This is a genomic window from Hydrogenophaga sp. BPS33, from assembly GCF_009859475.1.
GTDB lineage: Bacteria > Pseudomonadota > Gammaproteobacteria > Burkholderiales > Burkholderiaceae_C > Hydrogenophaga.
This window is the reverse complement of sequence record NZ_CP044549.1, coordinates 4,449,459-4,468,155: the sequence shown is the minus strand read 5'-3', so window position 1 is coordinate 4,468,155 and position 18,697 is coordinate 4,449,459. Positions and strand designations below refer to the sequence as shown.

Genomic DNA, 18,697 nt, shown 5'->3' with positions numbered 1-18,697 from the left:
GGTGCACACTTGTGCAGTATTAAAGTACCGCCATGGCATACGAGCTACACATTGAAAGACCGAGCGGGCGTCTGATCGCTTTCACAGAATGGCAGGCAGCAGTGGCCAGCGAGCGTGGCATTCGCTTGGCAGACAGGACCTCACACGCGCTCACGAATCCAAACGTCGCCGACGTCATGCGCTTCGGCGTCGGCGTAGGGGATGTGGAGGTGCTGTTTCCGGACGGCTCCTGGCAGCCCGTGTTTCGCTGGGCGGAGAACAGCGCCCGCTTCGCGTTGCGCTTCGAATCCACTCAGACAGGCCATCCCGTTTGGAGAGCAGCCGCCGCACTCGCTGCGCGCCTAGATGCGCAGATACGAGGAGACAGTGGTGAGCAGTACCAGTTGCTCACCGGGCAAGTGAGGTCGCCCTCATGAAGTCTCAAGCACCGTCGTGCATGCTCTCCGGCACCGCTCGCACTAGACCTGCGGTGCCAGAAGCACTGATGCCCAGGCGCTCGTCGGTGGTGATGATCTGTGAGCGTTCTGCAGGACATCCGTCGTCGACGTCTTCCAGCGCCATTCACCGCCTCGGGCAACGGCGCATGACGTGGCCAAGTACCTGCGTCCTCGTGGCTTCTCGGCGAACTCAGGGGCTTTCTGTGTTTTGTATCAGCTGGAATTCGCGACATGGCTTGAATCGACCGTCTCCGAATGACTGAGGGGAACGCACGGCTGCCGCACGACGACGCCGTTGAGGCTGAAAGTTAAATGCGCTACGTGTGGGAGAGTCAATTCGTAGTCATCGCCATCTACATGATTGATTGTGTTGCATATGTCAACAGAGAGCCTGTGGATCCGGCACTTGACCTCTGCGAGCAGTCGGTGCGTGATAGCCGAATTCCTTGAGATGGGCGCCTGTGCTTCGCTCTGCGTCTGGAGCGTCTCCACTTGGAGCGTGCGGGACACCATTCGCTCGCTCGAGCTTCTGCAGCGCAAAGAATTCGCCGCACAAGGCCGACGAAGTCGGAAGTGGTATGGGTTTTTTCACGCTCAAGGCGCTCGTCCCACCTCAGCAGCTCCCCGTTACATTTAGGGTGTTTTTCCACCCGTATGTTGGACCCGGCCCAGGAGGGGAGATGACCCGCAACACTAAGGACGCTCAGTGAGCGGCGCCGCGCTTGTTCGCGTCGCCGCAACGCTGAGAAATCAACGAGAGCTACCGACGTGGAAGCTGTTGCAGGCAGATCGCGCGCCTTTGATTGCTGCCCTGCTGAACAATTTGCTTCTGGGTGCAGACAAGGCTCTTTCCGCTTCGGTGATGGAGGAAAGGCTTACTCGGGATTTGCAAGCGCTTCGTGCCGCCGGGAACGACTTGCCACACGAGGCCACTGGTTATCTGAACGAGTGGCTCAACTCAGGCTGGCTTTCCCGCCGACTGCCTGCTGGTGCATCGGAGGAGGAATACACGCTCACCAGTGATGCGGCCTCCGCCGTGCGATTCCTGATGAGCAGCTCCCAACCTAGACGCAGTGCCACAGAGAGTCACTTGGCTATCGTCATCTCTCAGCTACGGAGCCTGGCCGACGAGACTGACGGCGACCGCCAAAGTCGGCTCGCCTCATTGCTGGAGCAGCGCGCTCGTCTTGACGAAGAAATTGCGAGGGTCAACAGCGGCGACATCCAGGTGCTCCCAGAGGATCGAGCGCTGGAGCGTGCCCGCGAAATCCTGCACTTGGCCGAGGAGTTGGTGTCGGATTTTCGGGTAGTTCGGGAAGAATTCTACGACCTCAATCGAGGTCTTCGTGAGCAACTCATGGACTTTGAAGGCAGCCGTGGTGCTCTCCTGGAAAAAGTGTTTGCAGGGGTGGATCTCATCGGAGAGAGCGAGGCAGGAAAGACCTTTAACGCATTCTGGCGCCTGCTCAACGACCCCGAACAGTCCGCAGTACTCCACGAAGCTATCGACGCTGTGAGTTCTCGCGCGTTTTCACGGTCTCTCAACACCACCGAGCGGCGACAGCTTCGCAACCTCACATCTTCTTTGCTCGATGAGGGTTCAGAGGTACATGAGACGCAACAGACCTTCGCGCGTAGCCTGAAGAGCTTCGTCAAGAGCCGTGAGTTCCGAGAAAACCGGCGCTTGCATGGGCTGATTCGCAACGGGATGAGGGGAGCCTTGGATGCGAAGGAGAAGCTTCGCGCAAACGGGGGCATCGGGTACACGCTCACCTTCACGGGTGCAAAAGTCTCTTCGATCGCGCAATGGGGCGCATTGGACCCTGCTTCGCGTATCGCGTCGACAGACATGGACCTCATCCCGGAGAGCGATCTCTCGCTGGAGGACTTCGCGAGCATGGTGCGGCAGTCGGAAATCGACATCCGAGGGCTCAAGCACAACATCGTCAGCTTGCTCGGCGAGAGGGACGTGGTGAGCCTGAACGACTTGCTTGAGCGCTACGACGCGGAGCAGGGGCTTGGCAGTGTGGTGGGGTACATCTCACTGGCGCAGCAGCACGGACAGGTCGTGGATGCGACCCCTTGCCAAATCGAGTGGACCGGCAGCGATGGAGAGCGTCGTCGCGCTCAGGCACCAAGTATCTTCTTTCTCCGCAAGGACATTCATGAACTCGAGCTCTGAGCCTTTGGATGAGGGCGGCGACGCCGTCGTACAGTCCATCCAAGCCCTACAAGAAAGTCAGCAAACGCGCTTCGAGGGCGATACAGGCCAGTTGACCTTGGAGACTCGGCGTGTTCTGGTGCAGTTGCTCGCCGGACCCGTTGTGGATGGGCAGCGACATACCAAGTCCTGGGAAGTTGTGCTTCGAGATGAGGCGGTCCTGAGAAGCCGCCTGCATGACCTGTTTCTGGACCTGGTGCTTGACCGCGATCACCAGGTCGCATTCTTGCGGCAAGTCGTCAGTGACGAAGTGGATGTGCCTATCTTGCTGCGCCGCAACACGCTGACCTTCATCGAGACCGCTCTACTTCTCTTTCTTCGGCTGCGGCTCACGGAAGCAGACAGCCAAGGCGAGCGTGCGGTGCTCAGTCCCCAGGAGATGCTCGAGCATCTGAAGGTCTACGAACGATCCGACAACGTCGACCAGGCAAGGTTTGGCCGCCAGTGCGAAGCCGCCGTGGAAAAGGCCAAGAAGTTGGGGCTGCTGCGCAAGCTGGCTGGCTCCAATGAGCGCATGGAGGTCTCGTCCGCTCTCAAACTGCTCTTCCCTGCGGAGGAGATAGAGCGTTTGACAGCGGCTTATGAGGCTGCGAGCAAGCAGGAAGGCGTCGCCCTGGAAGGCGGTTCGGGTGATGAGGAATTGGAGGACGACGCGTGAGCGATCAAGAAAACCCTGCCTTGGGGATGTCTGAGGCCTCGGCGGCCGACGTGGACCTCTTCGCCTCGACGGTTCCCGCCTTCCTGTTGCGTCAGCCCTTGAAAGAACCTTCGGACGTTGAAGTTGTAGCTCCAACTGGCCGTGCGGACGTGGGCGTTCAGGTCATCGCCGCAGATGCAACTAGCCAAACCACAACGGGATTTCCAAAGTTGGTCGCGACTCCGATGGACGACGCGCTCGAAGAGCCGAGTGACCCAGATGTTCGCGCTCAGTTTCGCCTTCGCCGCATGCAGGTCTACAACTGGGGCACCTTTCACGGCCTAGCCGACTTCCCAATCGCAGCAAAGGGCCATCTCTTTGTGGGTAGTTCTGGCTCTGGTAAGAGCACCGTGCTTGACGCGCTCGCAGCCTTGACAACCCCTGGCAGCTATCGGCACTTCAACGCTGCCGCAATGGGGACAGAGCGCCGGGGAACAGACCGAAATCTGGTGACCTATATCCGAGGTGCCTGGGCGCGACAAAGTAACTCCGAACGGGAATCCGTTCAGAAGTTCTTGCGATCGGAGACCACGCTCACTGCGCTCGCAGCCACTTACCGCAACATGCAGGGCCAAGTGGTCACGCTGGCCATGGTGCTTTGGATACGGGGGAGCTCGAGCAATCAGCGCGACGTGCGTCATCAGTACATGGTCCTCGAGCGCGAGTTCGACCTCCTTGAGCTCAAAGACACGTTTTTAGCCGCCAACCTGGAGGTCCGTCCTCTCAAAGCGGCCTTTCCCGATGCCTTCATTCGCGAGGAGTTCTCCGCCTACCAAGAGCGCTTTTGCCGGCTTCTTGGCATTGAGAGCGACCGCGCACTGCGCCTGCTGCACAAGACGCAGTCCACCAAGGATCTTGGTGATATCAACGTCTTCTTGCGAGACTTCATGCTCGACCCACCAGAGACGTTCGACGATGCGGACAATCTGGTGCGCGACTTTCAAGAACTCAATGAAGCGCATACCGAGGTGGTCTCCGCGCGCCGGCAGATCGAGACACTGCGTCCGGCACGTGAGCTCTTTGAACAGCGCAGCTCGATTGAGGTGGAGCGTTCAAAGCTCAATCTGCTCGACGAGCACCTTGAGAGCTACATCCTGGAATTGCGTGCCAAGGAGCTCGAAAAGGAAATAGCCCACCTCTTTCAAGAGTCCCAGAAGGCGGAGCTTGCGGTCACCAAAGCCCTTGCCGATGAGGACCACGAGAAAGGTAGGTGGCAGCAACTCTTTACCCAACTCCAGGGCGAGGGCGGTCAGTTTCTGGAGACGATTCGCAAACAAATCCTGGACGCCAAAGGTCGCCGAGACCCCATTCTCCAGCGCGTCGCAGGCATGGAGCTGGCATGTCGCGAACTTGAAATCGAGGCGCCAAAGTCCGCTACAGACTTTCTTGCACTCCAAAGGGAGGCTCGAGCTGTGATTGATGACACCTCTGACTCGGAAGACATCGAGAAACGGCGAGACCCAGTTCTCTTCGAACGCAACAAGGCCGCTGAACGTCTGGCGAAAATTGAAGATGAGATCGAGTCCCTCAAACTCAATCCCTCCAACATTCCCCGGGACTACTTGCGACTGCGGCTGGTACTTGCGCAGGACATGGGGGTAGAGCCTCAGGAGCTGCCCTTTGCCGGCGAGCTCATGGGTGTTCGCCGGGATGAAGCTCGTTGGACAGGTGCAGTCGAGCGTGTACTCCGTTCGTTTTCCTTGTCGTTTGTTCTCAAGCCAGAACTCTATGCCGAGTTTGCGAACGCCCTGGATGCTCGCCATACAGGCCTGCGCGTCACATACTTGCGTGCGCTGACGGCTTCTGACGCTCCTCGCCACGTCCCTGGCGAGAACTCATTGGTGCGCAAGATTGAGGTCACCACGGGGCCATTCAAGGAGTTTGTGAGCCAGCAGCTGCGCTCGCATTTCGACTATGTCTGCGCAGAGGACATGATGGAGTTCCGAAGTGCCACACGAGCCGTAACCATCAAAGGCCAAGTCAAACACAGCGCTACGCGACATGAGAAAGACGATCGTCGTTCGGTGGATGACCGGCAGGGATGGGTGTTGGGTCTGGACAACCTCGGAAAGCTTGCGGACTTTCAAGCCGACGCGCAGTCGGTGGAGAAGCGAATTGCGGTTCTGAACAAAGATCTGGCGGCGTTCAAATCAGAGCGTGACGTTCTGGACAAGCGCCGTCGCAACGCAAACACCCTGGTCAATCTGAGCTGGGCGGACGTCGACATCAACAGCTTGTTGCTCGAGATCTCGCGGCTTGAGCAAAGTCTGGACTTAGAGACTCAGGCTCGACCGGACTTGGCCAAGCTGCAAGAGCAGCTCGGAAATCAGAAGGTGCACTATGACAAGGCAGTCGGTGCTCGGCAGGACAAGGAAGCCCATGAGCGCGGGGTTCGGGATAGCCGTGAAGAGATGCGGGTCAAGCTCGCCAACTTGCGTGTGCCGAAACCTTGTACGCAAGAAATCCGGGACTCTCTTGGTCAGCGCGTGGCCAAACTGGACAAGACTGTCAGTCTGGAGACGCTCCCAAGCATCCAGCTGAGGCTTACCCAACTGTTCTCACACGACCGGTCTCGATTGCAAAGTGAGTCTGCAGAACTGAAAGCTGATATCGAAAAAGTGTTCGCTGAGTACATACGGCATTGGCCGGCGCAGGCGGGCGGCCTGGACGCCAAGCTTGACAGCGCAATGGACTTCTTCGCAAAGCTTGAGAGCTTGGAGACTGACGATCTACCTCGGGTAGAAGAGAATTTCTTTAAGTTGCTGCAAAAGCAGAGCACTGAGAACCTGGTGGCACTGCAGCACAGGCTGAGCGATGAGCGAAAACGCATCTATGACCGGCTCGATCAAGTCAATGGCACATTGCGTACGGCCGCCTACAACCCCGGCACTTATCTTTTCATCGACCCATACGACCGCATTGGTGAAGAAGTGCGAGCCTTCAGGGAGCAGCTGAAGGAAGCTCTTTCGCAGGCATTCAGCCCCGACAAGGAACTGGCCGAACGCCGCTTCGCGGTTCTAAGTGCCCTGGTCAAGCGCTTCTCCAGTCAGGAGGCCGCTGACCGGAACTGGAAGTCGCTCGTTCTGGATGTCAGGCTTCAGGTCGAGTTCCTGGTACGCGAGTTCGATGGCGAAGGCGTTGAGCGAGAGGTTTACAACAGTGGCGCCGGCAAATCAGGAGGCCAGCGCCAAAAGCTCGCTGCAGCCTGCTTGGCCGCTGCGTTGAGATATCAGCTGGGGGGACAGGACAAGAGCGTTCCCAGCTACTCGACAGTCGTGCTGGATGAGGCCTTTGACAAGGCCGATCCGCAGTTCACCGCAGCCGCCATGACCATCTTCAACAATTTCGGTTTCCAAACGATCATCGCCACGCCCATGCGCTCGGTCATGACACTGGAGCCTTTTGTGGGCGGAGCGGCCGTTGTGCACATCGCCGACCTGAAGTACTCGCGTTTTTCGCTGGTGCAATACGACTCTGAGAGGCAAGGCTTGGCGTTCTCTGACAGCGAGCGTGCGCTGGCGCAACGAGGGGCCTGACTCAATGGCTTCCACTATCTCGCGGCGTTCGTCGAGCGGCGAACTCGTTACGCCAAAGGAGGTCAAGCAGACATTCGAGCGACGCATGGCCGAGCGGCTGGGAGCCTGGCTCTGTCGTCAGGGAACACCCCAGCTCGTGCCTGACAGCGCCGAGCTTGAGACGGTTGCGGACGATCAAGGCAGGACCTGGCCGATGCGTTTCAGTCTGGGCGCGCTGACTGAGGCAAGAGCAATGAAGGACGTCAGCGCAGTGCTGCAATGGGTTCAGTCATGGCATCGGGCTCAAGGAGATTTGCCTGACGGTGTGCAAGTGCTATGGGAACCGCGGCAGTGGCCCCTTCTCGGACAGCAGCAGGTTCCCGTGGCAGTTGTCGTTCAGGACGCGAATGCTTTGGCTTTGTGGACGGGCCACGCCAAGAGCTGGGGGCAAGCGTGCGCACGTCGTGAGGTCTTTGAAGAGCGATTCCCGTCAATGCGCGCAGCGTCGCCCTGGAGCCGATATGAGGAAGTGGCAACCTCATGGGGAATCGAAGATGTGAGCCGCTTGATGGATCTTCTGGCATGGCTCCAGAAGAACCCGAGCAGTCAGCTCTATCTGCGGCAGCTCCCCGTTCCGGGCATAGACACCAAATGGGTAGAGCCACGCCGTGCTCTCATCAGAGACTTCCTCCTGGCCACACAAGGCCTTCGAGCAGGCGGGGACTTTCACGACGTTTGCGGCTTGCGCCGGGCGCCGGCGACCCTACGCATGCGGGTGCTGTGCCCTTTGTTGCGGCAAACGGTGGGCGGCCTGTCCGATATCGAAGCTCCCATTGAAGATCTCGCACAACTCAAACTGCGCCCGAAAACTCTTCTAGTGGTAGAGAACCTGGCCACAGGTCTGGCGCTGCCGCCTATGCCAGGTACCGTCGCATTCATGAAACTGGGCCACGCCATCTCTGACCGTGCCCACATTCCTTGGTTGTTTGGGGATGCAGCCGGATCGGGGCGACCCAGTCGTTTGCTCTATTGGGGAGACCTCGACACCCATGGGTTTGTCATCTTGGCCAGGGCGCGAGGGCTGTTTCCTGATCTGCAATCGGTGCTCATGGATGAGGAAACGTTGGTCAGCGGCCGAGAGCAGTGGGTCCAAGAGGCCGTGCAGGCGAAGGTGGAGCGGCTTGAGCGTCTCAGTGAGGACGAGCATCGGGTCTACAGCGCACTCAGGGCACAGACACACGGCGTGCGTGTACGGCTGGAGCAGGAGCGGCTAGCATGGCCAAGATGTCTCCGAGCCCTGCAAGAAGCTCTTGAGTGAGCTTCGCGCAGGCTTACATCAGTTCAAAAGGCGACAAGACGCCAGCGAGATACTCAGGGTGGGCCTCATCAACCACCAACCAGAGCATCGGTCCTTTCTGAACTTTGGATCGTTGCAGAACTTCGTTAATTGGCGTACTCACTCGTAGCAAGTCTGTGTCTCGAACCTTTACCAATTGCAAGCCAGAGGATTTGGCAGTTTCGACGGATTCACCCAGGCGAGCCTTTTTGGTTTCGCTGTTCGCGCTCAGAAACTTTGCAAGGCCGAGCTCGGAAACCAAGTACCAGGACTTTCCGAGTCGTACTGGTAGAAAGGAGAACGAGTGCATGAGCATGAGTTGCCGAGCGTGAGCCACCGGTTGCCAGAGCTGAACAGCTACGGGCGATGCGACCATAAAATTGCCAACTATTCGTTCCACGTCAGACATCAAGGCTTCCTCCAGTCCGATGCACAGCTCGATGGCGGCCTCGGTTGCGTGGCGCGCATAGGCGCCGATGTGCATCGCATCATTGCGAGCGGCTTGTACCGTTCTGAAAAGTGCCCAGAATGGCTTGAACGTAGAAGGGAAGCGTTCCGCCAGACTCGTCAAGACAGGTGATCTTTCTGACCGCTCTGCAATTCGGTGGCTATATCGTTCTAGCGTGGCCTGCTTGCCCCACAGCCGAAGGCCTAGAGACTCAAGTGCGAAGCAGATCGCACCGAAACCTTCGGCGTCAGCGAGGGCCGCGTAGCGAGCCTCTCGAAAGCGGTCACGGTAGAACACGCATTCCTCTGCATCGAGCTCCCGGAACCTGGGTTGTGTGTGTGGTTGAAGACGTCGAGGCATGTGGACGCTTATATCCGACGAGTGGTCACGATGTTGCGCATGCAATGGCCAGCGAGGCTACCGGGCCCTGGCACTGCTGGCTCAATCATTTGCGACGTCGGGCCATTCCATGAAGGAGAGTTGCGAGTGGGCTGTCATCGTCTTCCTTCCAGTCTTCTGAATCGTAGTCAGGACGGATTGCCTGCGAAGGCTTCATCCGGTACGACAAGGCTAAGACGTCCTGAACGTCTTCGCTGCCCAGAACCAGTTCAAACGCATCGCCCACGAATGAAGTCAAGTTGATTCCCTGCCCGACACTGGAGTTGAAAGTGACGCCTTCGAAGCCGGCGGTGCGAAGCGAGTCGGCCAAAAGCTGGGTGACGGCATACAGCACGCGGTGTTCAGGTTGAACAGGAACGTCAAGCACATCTGCGATGGAAAGGATACGGCGCAGTTGCTCCAGTCTGCTATCTGAGAGGTAATTCCGAATATCTTGGATGGCGAAGTTCGCGATTGTGATGTCCCGTTTGAGACGGAACATAGCCGTTGACACCAGGTGGCCTGGATGAGGGCGAAGCTCTGCCACGGCGGTCTCTGCGTCTGACGCCAGGTACAGGAGTGATACCCGAGCTCGATTGAACCGGCCCTCGGTCGCAAGCTTCAACGGCGGGCGGTCGATGTCCGTGCCCGTGTAAGGAACGTAGCGAAAATTCCGACCTTCCGTTGGCATCGCTAGGCGCGGTGAGAGGCGAGACCTCACCCCTATGCGGCCGCGGAAGAATTGCTCACCAGCAGGGATGACAGTGGTGATGTCGTCGCGCAGCTTCTCTACGAGTTCAGCCGCTGCGGCTTCCGTTTCAAACCAGTTCTTCTCCAAAGCCGCTTGGATTACCCCTTCGACGGAGGAGTCCCTGCGATCCCGTAGTCCATCCAGAATTCCGCCGTCCCAGTAACCTCCGCCAAGAGAGATGCCTTCGTCCTCATCTGGATACCAACTGGCCTCCATCTGGAGGTAGGCATCTTCAAACGCATCGGCTGAGGCATCTTGGCCGAGATTGAAAATGACTTGACTTTCCATAACCAAGCCTTGAAGGGGTTCACCGCCAAGGTGAGTGTTGTAGTCCCATTCGGAGAAATTTAGACGGATCAACGCGCGGAAGATTCGCTTCACTTTGGGATCAGTTGCTGAGAGCGAACGGCCACCGCTTCGATGGCAGATTGGGCACTCTTCAATGGCAGTTCCTCGTTCCTGCAACTCCCACTTCAGTTCATTGTTGACGAGGCAGTGCTCACATATGATTGGGTCGACTAGGGTCTCTGGCATGTTGAGTAGGTGGCCTGGATTCATTGGATAGGTGCCTTGGCGCTGAACGAAATTCAGTTCCATGTGCCCTTGAAGGATATTGCATTGAAGTAGGGACGGCCGTCGCGTCAGGTGGGATAGCGCGACTGGCGCGCTAGTTGGAGTCGAACCACCATCGTCAGGCTATATGTATCGTGCGACACTTTGCGCTTGTAATTCAGAGACGTTGGGTGAGCGATCGCGTCGATTCTTCAGACGCAACATCGCTGGCCGATGCCGTTCGATGACTCTTGAGATGGCCGGATACTTCGCGCGGTTGTGACGAAACCCGTGCCAGACTCCTAGGGCTTGGAGTTCCGTCTGCAGCGAAAACCTTTCCTCAACGGCGAGCCGTTGCTGCAGTTGAGCATCGAGCTCCTTGGCCTTGCTCAGATCGAGCTCCCTTACGTCTTTGCCGCTGTAGCCAGTGGACTTGTGGTCGAGGCTGGGAGAATTCGGTCGTGGGGTGGTAGCGAGCGCAGCCTGAATGATCAGATGCTTGCATGCAGGGAACGGGATCCCGGGTCGCTCACGCAAGATGAGGTCTACCCAGGAGAGGGTTGGGTCGACCTGAAGCAGCCCATTGGAGCCAGCCATACCCTTCAGGTGGCCCGCTATCCATTCGCGCGCAGCGCCGGCGTTTACCTGCCGGTCTTCGCTCACCAGTCCAGTGGTAATCCCCCCGAATTCCACGGCTCCGAGAAGTAGAGCTATGCGGCCATGGCCAGCCGCTGTTTCGGGGTGATGCCGCCCAAGGCCATGTTTGGGCGCTCATGGTTGTAGCGCCACATCCACTGCGTGGCGTACTCGCGAACCTCGTCGAGGTCGCTCCAATGGTACTGGGACAGCCACTCGTAGCGCACCGTTCTGTTGAAGCGCTCGACGTAGGCATTCTGTTGGGGCTTGCCCGGCTGGATGTGCTCGATATGAATGCCTCTGGCACTGGCCCAGTTCAGCAACGTGGCACTGATGTACTCCGGCCCGTTGTCACAGCGAATCACGTTGGGCCTGCCGCGCCAAGCCATGATCTGCGCCAGGGTGCGGATCACACGCTGCGAGGGCAGCGAGAAGTCCACCTCCATGCCCAGGGCCTCGCGATTGAAGTCGTCGATCACGTTGAGCAGCCGGATGCTGCGACCGTCCTCCAGTTGGTCGTGCATGAAGTCCATCGACCAGACCTCGTTGCTGTGCTTGGGCACCGTCAGAGGCTCGGGCTTCTCGCGCACCAGGCGCTTGCGCGGCTTGATGCGAAGGTTGAGCTCCAGCTCCCGGTAAACCCGATACACGCGCTTGTGGTTCCAGGGCAAGCCGCGCACGTTGCGCAGGTGCAGGAAGCACAGGCCAAAGCCCCAGTTGCGGTTGTTGTCGGTCAAGCGCAGCAGCCATTGGGCGATCTCGTCGTCCTCAAGGCCGCGACGGGCCTCGTAGCGGTAGCAGGCCTGGCTGATCTGGAATGCCTGACAAGCAGCCCTGATCGACAGCCCGCGCTGGCGCACAGCTTGTTGTGCCATCTCGCGTCGGCGAGATGGCTTCACCACTTTTTTGCGAGTGCCTCCGCCACGACCTCGGCTTTGAGCTTCTCCTCGACATACATCTTGCGCAGCCGCGCGTTCTCCGCCTCCAGCTCCTTCATGCGCGCCATCAGTGAGGCATCCATGCCGCCGAACTTGGCCCGCCACTTGTAGAACGTCGCCGAGCTGATCCCCAGCTCTCGGCAAAGCTCAGGCACCGTTAGCCCCGCCTCCGCCCGCTTGAGTGCGTCGATGATCTGGCTGTCGGTAAATCGCGATTTCTTCATGGTAGAGATTCTCCTGTCAGAGTCTCTACTTCTCAGCTCAATGGTTTTGCGGGGGGATTACCGAGTAGAAGTGTGGGGTCCATCCGCAGCACCTCTGCATACACCACAATGTTCGACATGTGAAAGAAGCTGGGCGAGCTCGGATTGACGTCCAATGCCTTGAGCAGCGGCTTGATGGCGACATCGAATTGAACGCAGGTCCTGACCAGCGCGCTGGTCAGGATCTCGTCGGGGAGAGGTCTCTGCAGGAGATAGCGCATAGCAGCTTTCCATCTCAGGCTGCTGGGCGACTCAAGGGGCTGGTCGCCACGGGCGGGGCTTTCCTGACGTCGGCTTGAGCCAGCGAATCGAGCAGCTCAGAGGGAATCTCGGCGGCTGAAGGACTTGCGCCTGGTGCCTCTCGATAGGCCGGTCTGTTTCTCTTGGCCGTCACCTTCCTGTCGATGAGCTCAAGGAGTTCTGCCGCCTTCTCTCCCCTCGTGATTTTTACTGTCTTCGCGACAGTACGCGGGGCCGGGGCTTGCGCGACCTGAATCGCCCTGATTCCAAAGAGGTCGGTGAGAGACGCGAGAGAGGCTTCGTCGAGATTGGCCAGGCCTTCGACGATAGGCCTTGCGGAGCGGAACTCTGCGAGGGCTTCTTCGACATGCGTCTCATCAATCGACTCAGCCTTGGCCCGGATGGCCGCCACTTGGGTTGAGCGGAACAGCTTGACCATCAAGTCCGGAATGCCTTCGGTGTGCTTAAAGAAGAGCTTGGACCAGTCCGGCCCATCTTTCGTGGCATACGCGACCGGTTTGGGCAGCCACTGCATTGAAAACAGGATGCTCATGAAGGTGTCGAACTCTGATGGGATTCCCGCAGTAACTGCGACTGGGCTGAGCGGCTGCCAGGTGGCAGATCCGTGACCGGACTTGCGGCGTCCAAGCGACGCACGTTCTGTCAGCGTGGACTCCAGTTCCATCGTGCCGGTGAACAAAATAGGCATGTGACCAACGTTGGAAGCGGAGATAAGCAGCTTCTTCAGGCTCGTCTCCTTTCGTTTGACATCAGCGGAAGACAGTGGCTTGCGCGCCATGTCCAGTTCGTTGCCGATAGAGCGGCTGTTCTGTGCCTCGTCCACAACAATCAGGCCAACGCCCAGCTGGTATGCGATGTTTAGCGCCTGCGCGAGCAAACGCTCGGCATTCGGGCGTTTGGTTTCCATATGGCTGCTGAAGTTGCTGTTCGGCATGAGCCGGTCGAGTTCTGTGAAGATGTGGGAAGCGAGCGCGAGCCGGCTCTCCCCCTCATACGGCATCTCGACGAAGAGAAACGGAATCTGCCATCTCCCCAGTTCTCTGTGAAAGATGACGGGGGGGAACATGTTGCCAATCTTCTTCAGGATGAAGCTCTTGCCAGCGCCAGGTACGCCAACAAGCGCCATCGAAAGCTGACTGGCGTGATGGTGGTCGCCAGGTGAAGTCAGCTCTCCGGCCTGCTGCGCCTCGTAGAGACGTTGGGCGTTTTTCTGGTCCTCTGGCGTATACGGACTGCGTGTTCTATACCCTTCGAACAACATCATGTGAATTGACTGAGCGAGGGCGACCACCCGGGGAAGAGGGATGCAAATCTCACCTAGGGTGCCAAGCCGAACGAGCCGTTGGACTGCGCTTAGGGAGCGTTCCTCCGGACTGACTTTGAGATGACGCATCAGCTTGCGTTGGTACTCCTCGAGGGTGTGCAAGGCAGGCAGGGCCTCTACAAAGGGGTTGCCCTTCAGGTCCGGGTCAAGCTCTTTTCGGTATACGGCTTCCACGAACGGCGCCGATGCGTTGTGAGGAAGTCCGGTTATGTTTTGGGGTGCGGGTGCGGGTGCGGGTGCGGGTGCGGGTTTCTTAGGTTTCATGATGTTTGGGGTCTGAGTCAGTTGCTGGGTGGGGCCGCGCAGATCGGGGCGGGGGACGTGCTACAGGTTCAAGAATCCTTCTCCTCGTCAAGCATTCCGAGGAGGTTGGAGAGCAGGCCCGACGAAGGCGACTTGGGCTTGGATTCGGATTGCGCCTTCTCCGGCACCACTTCGTTCGGAGGAAAGCAGGCTGTGGCGTCTGCATCCATTGGTCTTTCTGCGGCTCCATGGTTCGCTGGCTCAGGGTCGAGGCCGCCGTCGATGTCTCCAGTGCCAGCGACGTCGAGTTCGATGGGTTCCTCCACGGCAGGCGCCTGGTAGCCCTGAACAGCAACGGTGGCCGCGGTCATCGACGTCTGGTGGTCATACTCGCGAACCTCGGCCTCAAGCACGCGAGCCTTCTTCCCGACCGCAAGCCGGGTACCCATGGGAATGCCCCGCGATGCTTGCTTAGCTCGTTGCGCCAACTCCTGGTTGTATTCCGCGACGTCTAGCACGTGGCCGACACGCAGCTCTTTATTGGCTTGTTTTCCCTTATAGGTCAGCGCGGAGGCCGTCTGCTGGAGGTGAGCAACCTCTTCCCAAGAAAGCTCTTCCAAGCGCGAGAAGGTGCTGGTAAGTGAAGCTCGGTAGATGACGTCAGGGGCCGACTTCTCGCTGACCCACAAGTCTCCGGCGCGAGCCGGGTCGTATTGGACGATGACCTCAGATTCGCGACCGCGCCCTGCGTAGGCGGTGAGCACGTGATAGCGAGGAGCATCGAACGAGTAGAGCAAGCCGCCGTAGGCAACCCCGCTTTGTTTCACCACACCTTTGCTGGTAGGCAGGAGCCTTTCGCGCATGTACTCGAAGTCGTGACGAGAAGGGCGACCCATCGAGTGGGCGATGTTGTGGTTCCAGATGTTGATTGGGGAGGCTTCAAAGCCTTGATAGACCAGGCGAGGGTCCAGAACCGCGTTCTCGCGGATCGTGTGGTTGTGCTTGATGATGATTTGAAGAAATGGCTTGACCATTTCGTCCAGCGAGTAGCAGGCGTCTTTGTGATACTTTTTCCCCAGACGCTTCCTTACGTTTTTCTGAGGTTCGTAGCCACCCATGTGGTCCTTGATGGGCACCTGAACCATCGCGAAGCTACATTCGACGAGACCCTTCCTGCGAGGGGACGCGCCTGGTGCTGCTGACACCTCAATGCCGCCCACTTCGACGACGACATCGCTTTTCTTGGAGGCCCCCTCACCTTGGTCGGCGAAGAAGCGATTCGGGAAGACGCGTCTCGCTGGCCAGTCGTCTTCGTCGTACCTGACTCCGGCCATCTTGCACAGCGCTTCCCAGTCAGACGCGATGCTCAATATGGCGCGCTTGGCGCCTTCCCAGCTCGGCTTACCCAAGGACAGATAGAAGCCGACGATGAGGCCGGTGCTCCTGTCAACGACCAGGTAGAGGGTTGCCTTGCCAATGATGACGCTACGCTCATACCGGCTGACCAGCCATAGGTCGACAATGGTCGCGTCAATCTCATAGACGTCGCCCGGGCCCACGCAGTCGTCGTGAACAGTCCCGTCGCTTTTGGAGATGTTGTTGCGGTAGTCGGCATCCCCCACGCGCGCAGCATGCGCCTCGTGGATCGGGACTGCCTTTTTGATGAGGTACTTGACTTGGTCTGGGCTCGGCCTCTTTCCCATTGGAAAGAGCGAAGCCCTACCGTTCTTCGTGCGTATGACTGCGCCGCTGGAGTCCCTCTTCGCAAAGTATTTGGCCAGTACCTCTTCCTCTACAGCCCGCACCGAGACAGTTTCATCCTTGAGGTACATCGAGCGAATCTCTTCGATGAGCTTCTCTTTGAACTTCGGTGGGTAACTGTATGGCTCGTAGTCCTCGAAGACCGGGCGTCGCCCGCGCGAGCGCTGTGAAGGGGGCGCGAAGACAATTTGCTGAGAGCCGGTTGGCGGGTGCGCTTCCACAACGAGCGCACCGTCTGTGATGACGGTGACTCGTCCGCAGTTCGTGAAGTCAGCGACCAGAGATGACTTGTGAATGCCGAAGCGCCAGAGCAGGCGCAGGAGTTTCATCACGTAGCGGTCGGACTTCCCAACCTCATCGCAGTAGCGCAGGATGGTCTGGGCGCGAGATTTCCGCTCCAGAAGTTCAAGCTGGCACGCGTCAAGGAGCGGCTTGACGTCGAGCCATCGACTGTCTGCCACTTGCTGCGACTGCACAGAGGCTACCAACGGCCGCTTGAGCTCTGGCGCCTCCACGAGAGTCAACCTGGTTGAGGGCAACGAGCTGAACTTTTCCAGTTCCCACCCTACCGGCATACCGTTCGCATCATCAATGGGGTAGCCATAAATCGTGACCTTCGGCTTGACGCCGATCACGCGGTACCGCTTCCCGTCGAGAGAGAAGACGTCGTTGAGGTAAAAGTGGTTCATGGGCTCTCCTCGCCGTTTGGTTGCAAGAGCAGCGGCGAGACAGGGAACGGGATGCGCGACGCCATGATTTCGTATGGCTCCTTGGTGATGTCGACGCTGAGGACGTCTTCAAGAACCAGTTGCTTGAGCGCGCGCAGGCTCAGGCCAGGTGGGAGGTTGTTGGATGCGTCACTGCGCGTGCAGTACTGGTCGATGGTCTTGCGTGGACGTTTGTTCCACAGGTCTGCCACGAGCGTCACCTTGTGCGCTCTCAGCATCTCGGTCTCGACTTGGCACTCTCCAGCCCGATTGCGCGCCGCAGACAGCCATTCGATGCTCCGGATGGTGGTGCGAGGTACGGTCTTGTCAGTGAAGACTTGGTGGGGATAGCCCAGCAAAGCGCAAGCACCCCTGACCAATGAGAGCTTCTCTAGGGTGCGCTTGTTGTCGAGCTCGGAGTGGGGTTTGGCGTCCCACGCACACCTGAGCAGTTGGTTTTCCACTGTGCGAGTGGTAACTAGCGCGTCCAGCGTCATCACGACTGGAACTCTCGTCTTGGGATAGATGGGGTGTCGAATTCCCAGCTCCCTGGCGACAGCCAGCGTAATGTCACGTGGCAAGGGGAACTGGGAAAGGTAGTCCACCAAACCGCCCCTGTGGCGGTGCAGCAAGAACTGAATCGCCCCGGGTTTTGAGGAGGCTCAACACTCTGAGAGGATTGAGCCATGAGCAAGTCGAACAAGTTTTCGCCCGAGGTGCGTGAGCGGGCAGTGAGGATGGTGCAAGAGCACCGTAGAGAGTACCCGTCGCTGTGGGCGGCCATTGAGTCCATTGCGCCCAAGATTGGCTGCGTGCCGCAGACCTTGAACGAATGGGTCAAGCGCGCCGAGGTCGATGCCGGTGTGCGTGAGGGCGTCACGACCAGCGAGGCTCAGCGGATGAAGGAGCTGGAGCGCGAGGTCAAGGAGCTGCGCCGGGCCAATGAGATATTGAAGCTGGCCAGCGCGTTTTTCGCCCAAGCGGAGCTCGACCGCCGGCTCAAGTCCTGAAGGACTTCATCGACAAGCATCGCGATGCCTTCGGGGTCGAGCCGCTCTGCAAGGTCTTGCAGGTCGCCCCATCGGCATATCGAAGGCACGCTGCGCAACAGCGAGAGCCCCACAAGCGCTGCGCCCGGGCGCAGCGCGACGAGATGCTAATGCCACAGATTGAACGTGTCTGGCAGGCCAACATGCAGGTCTATGGTGCCGACAAGGTGTGGCGGCAACTGGCCCGCGAAGGCGTGTCTGTGGCTCGCTGCACGGTCGAGCGCTTGATGCGCAAGCTCGGGCTGCGCGGTGTGATGCGTGGCAAGGTCGTGCGCACCACCATCAGTGATGCCAAGGCACCTTGCCCGCTGGACCGCGTGAACCGGCAGTTCCGGGCCGAGCGGCCCAACCAGCTTTGGGTCAGCGACTTCACCTATGTCTCGACCTGGCAGGGCTGGCTCTATGTGGCCTTTGTCATCGACGTGTTTGCCCGACGCATCGTGGGTTGGCGGGTGAGCAGTTCAATGCGTACGGACTTCGTGCTCGATGCGCTGGAGCAGGCCCTGTACGCCCGGCAGCCAGAGCGCGATGGAAGCCTGATATGCCACAGCGACAGGGGCTCTCAATACGTCAGCATCCGATACTCCGAACGGCTGGCTGAGGCCGGCATCGAGCCGTCTGTGGGCAGCAAGGGCGACAGCTACGACAACGCCTTGGCAGAGACCATCAACGGGCTCTACAAGGCCGAGTTGATTCACCGTCGAGCGCCATGGAAGACCAAGGAGGCGGTGGAGCTGGCGACCCTTGAATGGGTGTCCTGGTTCAACCACCATCGCCTGCTCGAACCCATCGGGTACATACCGCCAGCAGAGGCTGAGGCAAACTACTACCGGCAACTCGCCAGTCAGAACACCGAGGTGGTGGCCTGACTTAAACCAAACAGCCTCCGCGAATCCCGGGGCGATTCAAACATGTGCCGCTCGATGTTCGACATCACATGCACGGCACTGCCGATGCCGGGATTGGGGATGCGGCTTTGCGTGCCCCGAGATGCGAAAGACTGTGTGGTTATCCACGGCTGATAGTCATAGCCCTCGCCTTGTCCTATACCTTCACGAATGCGGCGTGCGATGTAAGCTTCTGTCCACGGTAAGCGTCTACGACCCATAACTGATCCTTTGCGCGCCTCGCCTATCGAGACGCTCATCACCTACAGGGATCTATCGGTCGTCTGGATCAA

The 18,697-nt window shown here is 58.9% G+C and carries 15 protein-coding genes and 1 other annotated feature; of the genes, 6 read left to right on the top strand and 9 right to left on the bottom strand.

Features of this window, described 5'->3' with window-relative positions; translation table 11 throughout:
* Positions 1-32 precede the first annotated feature (32 nt).
* Complete coding sequence (locus tag F9K07_RS20755; RefSeq protein ID WP_159595228.1) at positions 33-416, top strand: hypothetical protein; 384 nt, start codon at positions 33-35, stop codon at positions 414-416.
* A 4-nt stretch (positions 417-420) separates the two neighbouring features.
* Here F9K07_RS20755 and F9K07_RS20750 read toward each other — a convergent pair whose 3' ends face one another.
* Complete coding sequence (locus F9K07_RS20750; RefSeq protein WP_159595227.1) at positions 421-561, bottom strand: hypothetical protein; 141 nt, start codon at positions 559-561, stop codon at positions 421-423.
* Positions 562-1,143: 582 nt separating this feature from the next.
* On the opposite strand from F9K07_RS20750, the gene F9K07_RS20745 reads away from it, so the two are divergent.
* The 4 genes from F9K07_RS20745 to F9K07_RS20730 are packed head-to-tail and all read left to right on the top strand — an operon-like array spanning position 1,144 to position 8,188.
* The gene (locus tag F9K07_RS20745) at positions 1,144-2,619 is read left to right on the top strand and encodes a DUF3375 domain-containing protein (RefSeq protein WP_159595226.1); all 1,476 of its coding nucleotides are present in this window, start codon (positions 1,144-1,146) and stop codon (positions 2,617-2,619) included.
* Entirely contained in the window at positions 2,603-3,316 is a 714-nt protein-coding gene (locus F9K07_RS20740; protein WP_159595225.1) for a DUF4194 domain-containing protein, read from the top strand. Before F9K07_RS20745 ends, F9K07_RS20740 begins: the two co-directional genes overlap by 17 nt.
* On the top strand, positions 3,313-6,891 hold the full coding sequence (locus F9K07_RS20735) for an ATP-binding protein (protein ID WP_159595224.1): 3,579 nt from the start codon (positions 3,313-3,315) through the stop codon (positions 6,889-6,891). The genes F9K07_RS20740 and F9K07_RS20735 overlap by 4 nt, the downstream gene beginning before the upstream one ends.
* A 4-nt stretch (positions 6,892-6,895) precedes the next feature.
* On the top strand, positions 6,896-8,188 hold the full coding sequence (locus F9K07_RS20730) for a Wadjet anti-phage system protein JetD domain-containing protein (RefSeq protein WP_159595223.1): 1,293 nt from the start codon (positions 6,896-6,898) through the stop codon (positions 8,186-8,188).
* Positions 8,189-8,201: 13 nt separating this feature from the next.
* Here the strand turns inward: F9K07_RS20730 and F9K07_RS20725 are convergent, their stop codons facing one another.
* From F9K07_RS20725 to F9K07_RS20690, 8 genes are all read right to left on the bottom strand, one after another.
* Entirely contained in the window at positions 8,202-8,951 is a 750-nt protein-coding gene (locus tag F9K07_RS20725) for a hypothetical protein (protein ID WP_159595222.1), read from the bottom strand.
* A gap of 148 nt (positions 8,952-9,099) precedes the next feature.
* Positions 9,100-10,380 (bottom strand): RES family NAD+ phosphorylase, encoded by a 1,281-nt coding sequence (locus tag F9K07_RS20720; RefSeq protein WP_159595221.1) that lies wholly within the window; start codon positions 10,378-10,380, stop codon positions 9,100-9,102.
* Between the two features lie 99 nt (positions 10,381-10,479).
* Positions 10,480-10,998, bottom strand: a complete 519-nt coding sequence (locus F9K07_RS20715; RefSeq protein WP_159595220.1) for a hypothetical protein — start codon at positions 10,996-10,998, stop codon at positions 10,480-10,482.
* 47 nt (positions 10,999-11,045) lie between these two features.
* A protein-coding gene (locus tag F9K07_RS20710; protein ID WP_159590482.1) for an IS3 family transposase occupies positions 11,046-12,133 on the bottom strand; the annotation gives its coding sequence in 2 pieces (ribosomal slippage) (positions 11,046-11,881 and positions 11,881-12,133; 1,089 coding nt in all).
* Between the two features lie 32 nt (positions 12,134-12,165).
* Entirely contained in the window at positions 12,166-12,393 is a 228-nt protein-coding gene (locus F9K07_RS20705; protein ID WP_159595219.1) for a hypothetical protein, read from the bottom strand.
* A 14-nt stretch (positions 12,394-12,407) separates the two neighbouring features.
* On the bottom strand, positions 12,408-14,021 hold the full coding sequence (locus tag F9K07_RS20700; protein ID WP_159595218.1) for an ATP-binding protein: 1,614 nt from the start codon (positions 14,019-14,021) through the stop codon (positions 12,408-12,410).
* 68 nt (positions 14,022-14,089) lie between these two features.
* Positions 14,090-16,450 carry a hypothetical protein gene (locus F9K07_RS20695; protein WP_159595217.1) on the bottom strand — a complete coding sequence of 787 codons (2,361 nt, stop codon included), beginning with the start codon at positions 16,448-16,450 and terminating at the stop codon, positions 14,090-14,092.
* Positions 16,447-17,073, bottom strand: a complete 627-nt coding sequence (locus tag F9K07_RS20690; protein WP_159595216.1) for a TnsA endonuclease N-terminal domain-containing protein — start codon at positions 17,071-17,073, stop codon at positions 16,447-16,449. Before F9K07_RS20690 ends, F9K07_RS20695 begins: the two co-directional genes overlap by 4 nt.
* Positions 17,074-17,154: 81 nt before the next feature.
* Between F9K07_RS20690 and F9K07_RS20685 the strand changes: the two genes are divergently transcribed.
* A protein-coding gene (locus F9K07_RS20685) for an IS3 family transposase (protein ID WP_442907340.1) occupies positions 17,155-18,386 on the top strand; the annotation gives its coding sequence in 2 pieces (ribosomal slippage) (positions 17,155-17,446 and positions 17,446-18,386; 1,233 coding nt in all).
* Positions 17,433-17,549, top strand: a sequence feature (AL1L pseudoknot). (Overlaps the previous gene by 117 nt.)
* Positions 18,387-18,697: the final 311 nt, after the last annotated feature.

What these genes read in the sequence shown, in the direction of transcription:
- F9K07_RS20705 (WP_159595219.1), bottom strand. Translation starts at nt 12,393, where the DNA reads ATGCGCTATCTCCTGCAGAGACCTCTCCCCGACGAGATCCTGACCAGC.
- F9K07_RS20750 (WP_159595227.1), bottom strand. Translation starts at nt 561, where the DNA reads ATGGCGCTGGAAGACGTCGACGACGGATGTCCTGCAGAACGCTCACAG.
- F9K07_RS20730 (WP_159595223.1), top strand. Translation starts at nt 6,896, where the DNA reads ATGGCTTCCACTATCTCGCGGCGTTCGTCGAGCGGCGAACTCGTTACG.
- F9K07_RS20740 (WP_159595225.1), top strand. Translation starts at nt 2,603, where the DNA reads ATGAACTCGAGCTCTGAGCCTTTGGATGAGGGCGGCGACGCCGTCGTA.
- F9K07_RS20720 (WP_159595221.1), bottom strand. Translation starts at nt 10,380, where the DNA reads ATGGAACTGAATTTCGTTCAGCGCCAAGGCACCTATCCAATGAATCCA.
- F9K07_RS20695 (WP_159595217.1), bottom strand. Translation starts at nt 16,450, where the DNA reads ATGAACCACTTTTACCTCAACGACGTCTTCTCTCTCGACGGGAAGCGG.
- F9K07_RS20755 (WP_159595228.1), top strand. Translation starts at nt 33, where the DNA reads ATGGCATACGAGCTACACATTGAAAGACCGAGCGGGCGTCTGATCGCT.
- F9K07_RS20700 (WP_159595218.1), bottom strand. Translation starts at nt 14,021, where the DNA reads ATGAAACCTAAGAAACCCGCACCCGCACCCGCACCCGCACCCGCACCC.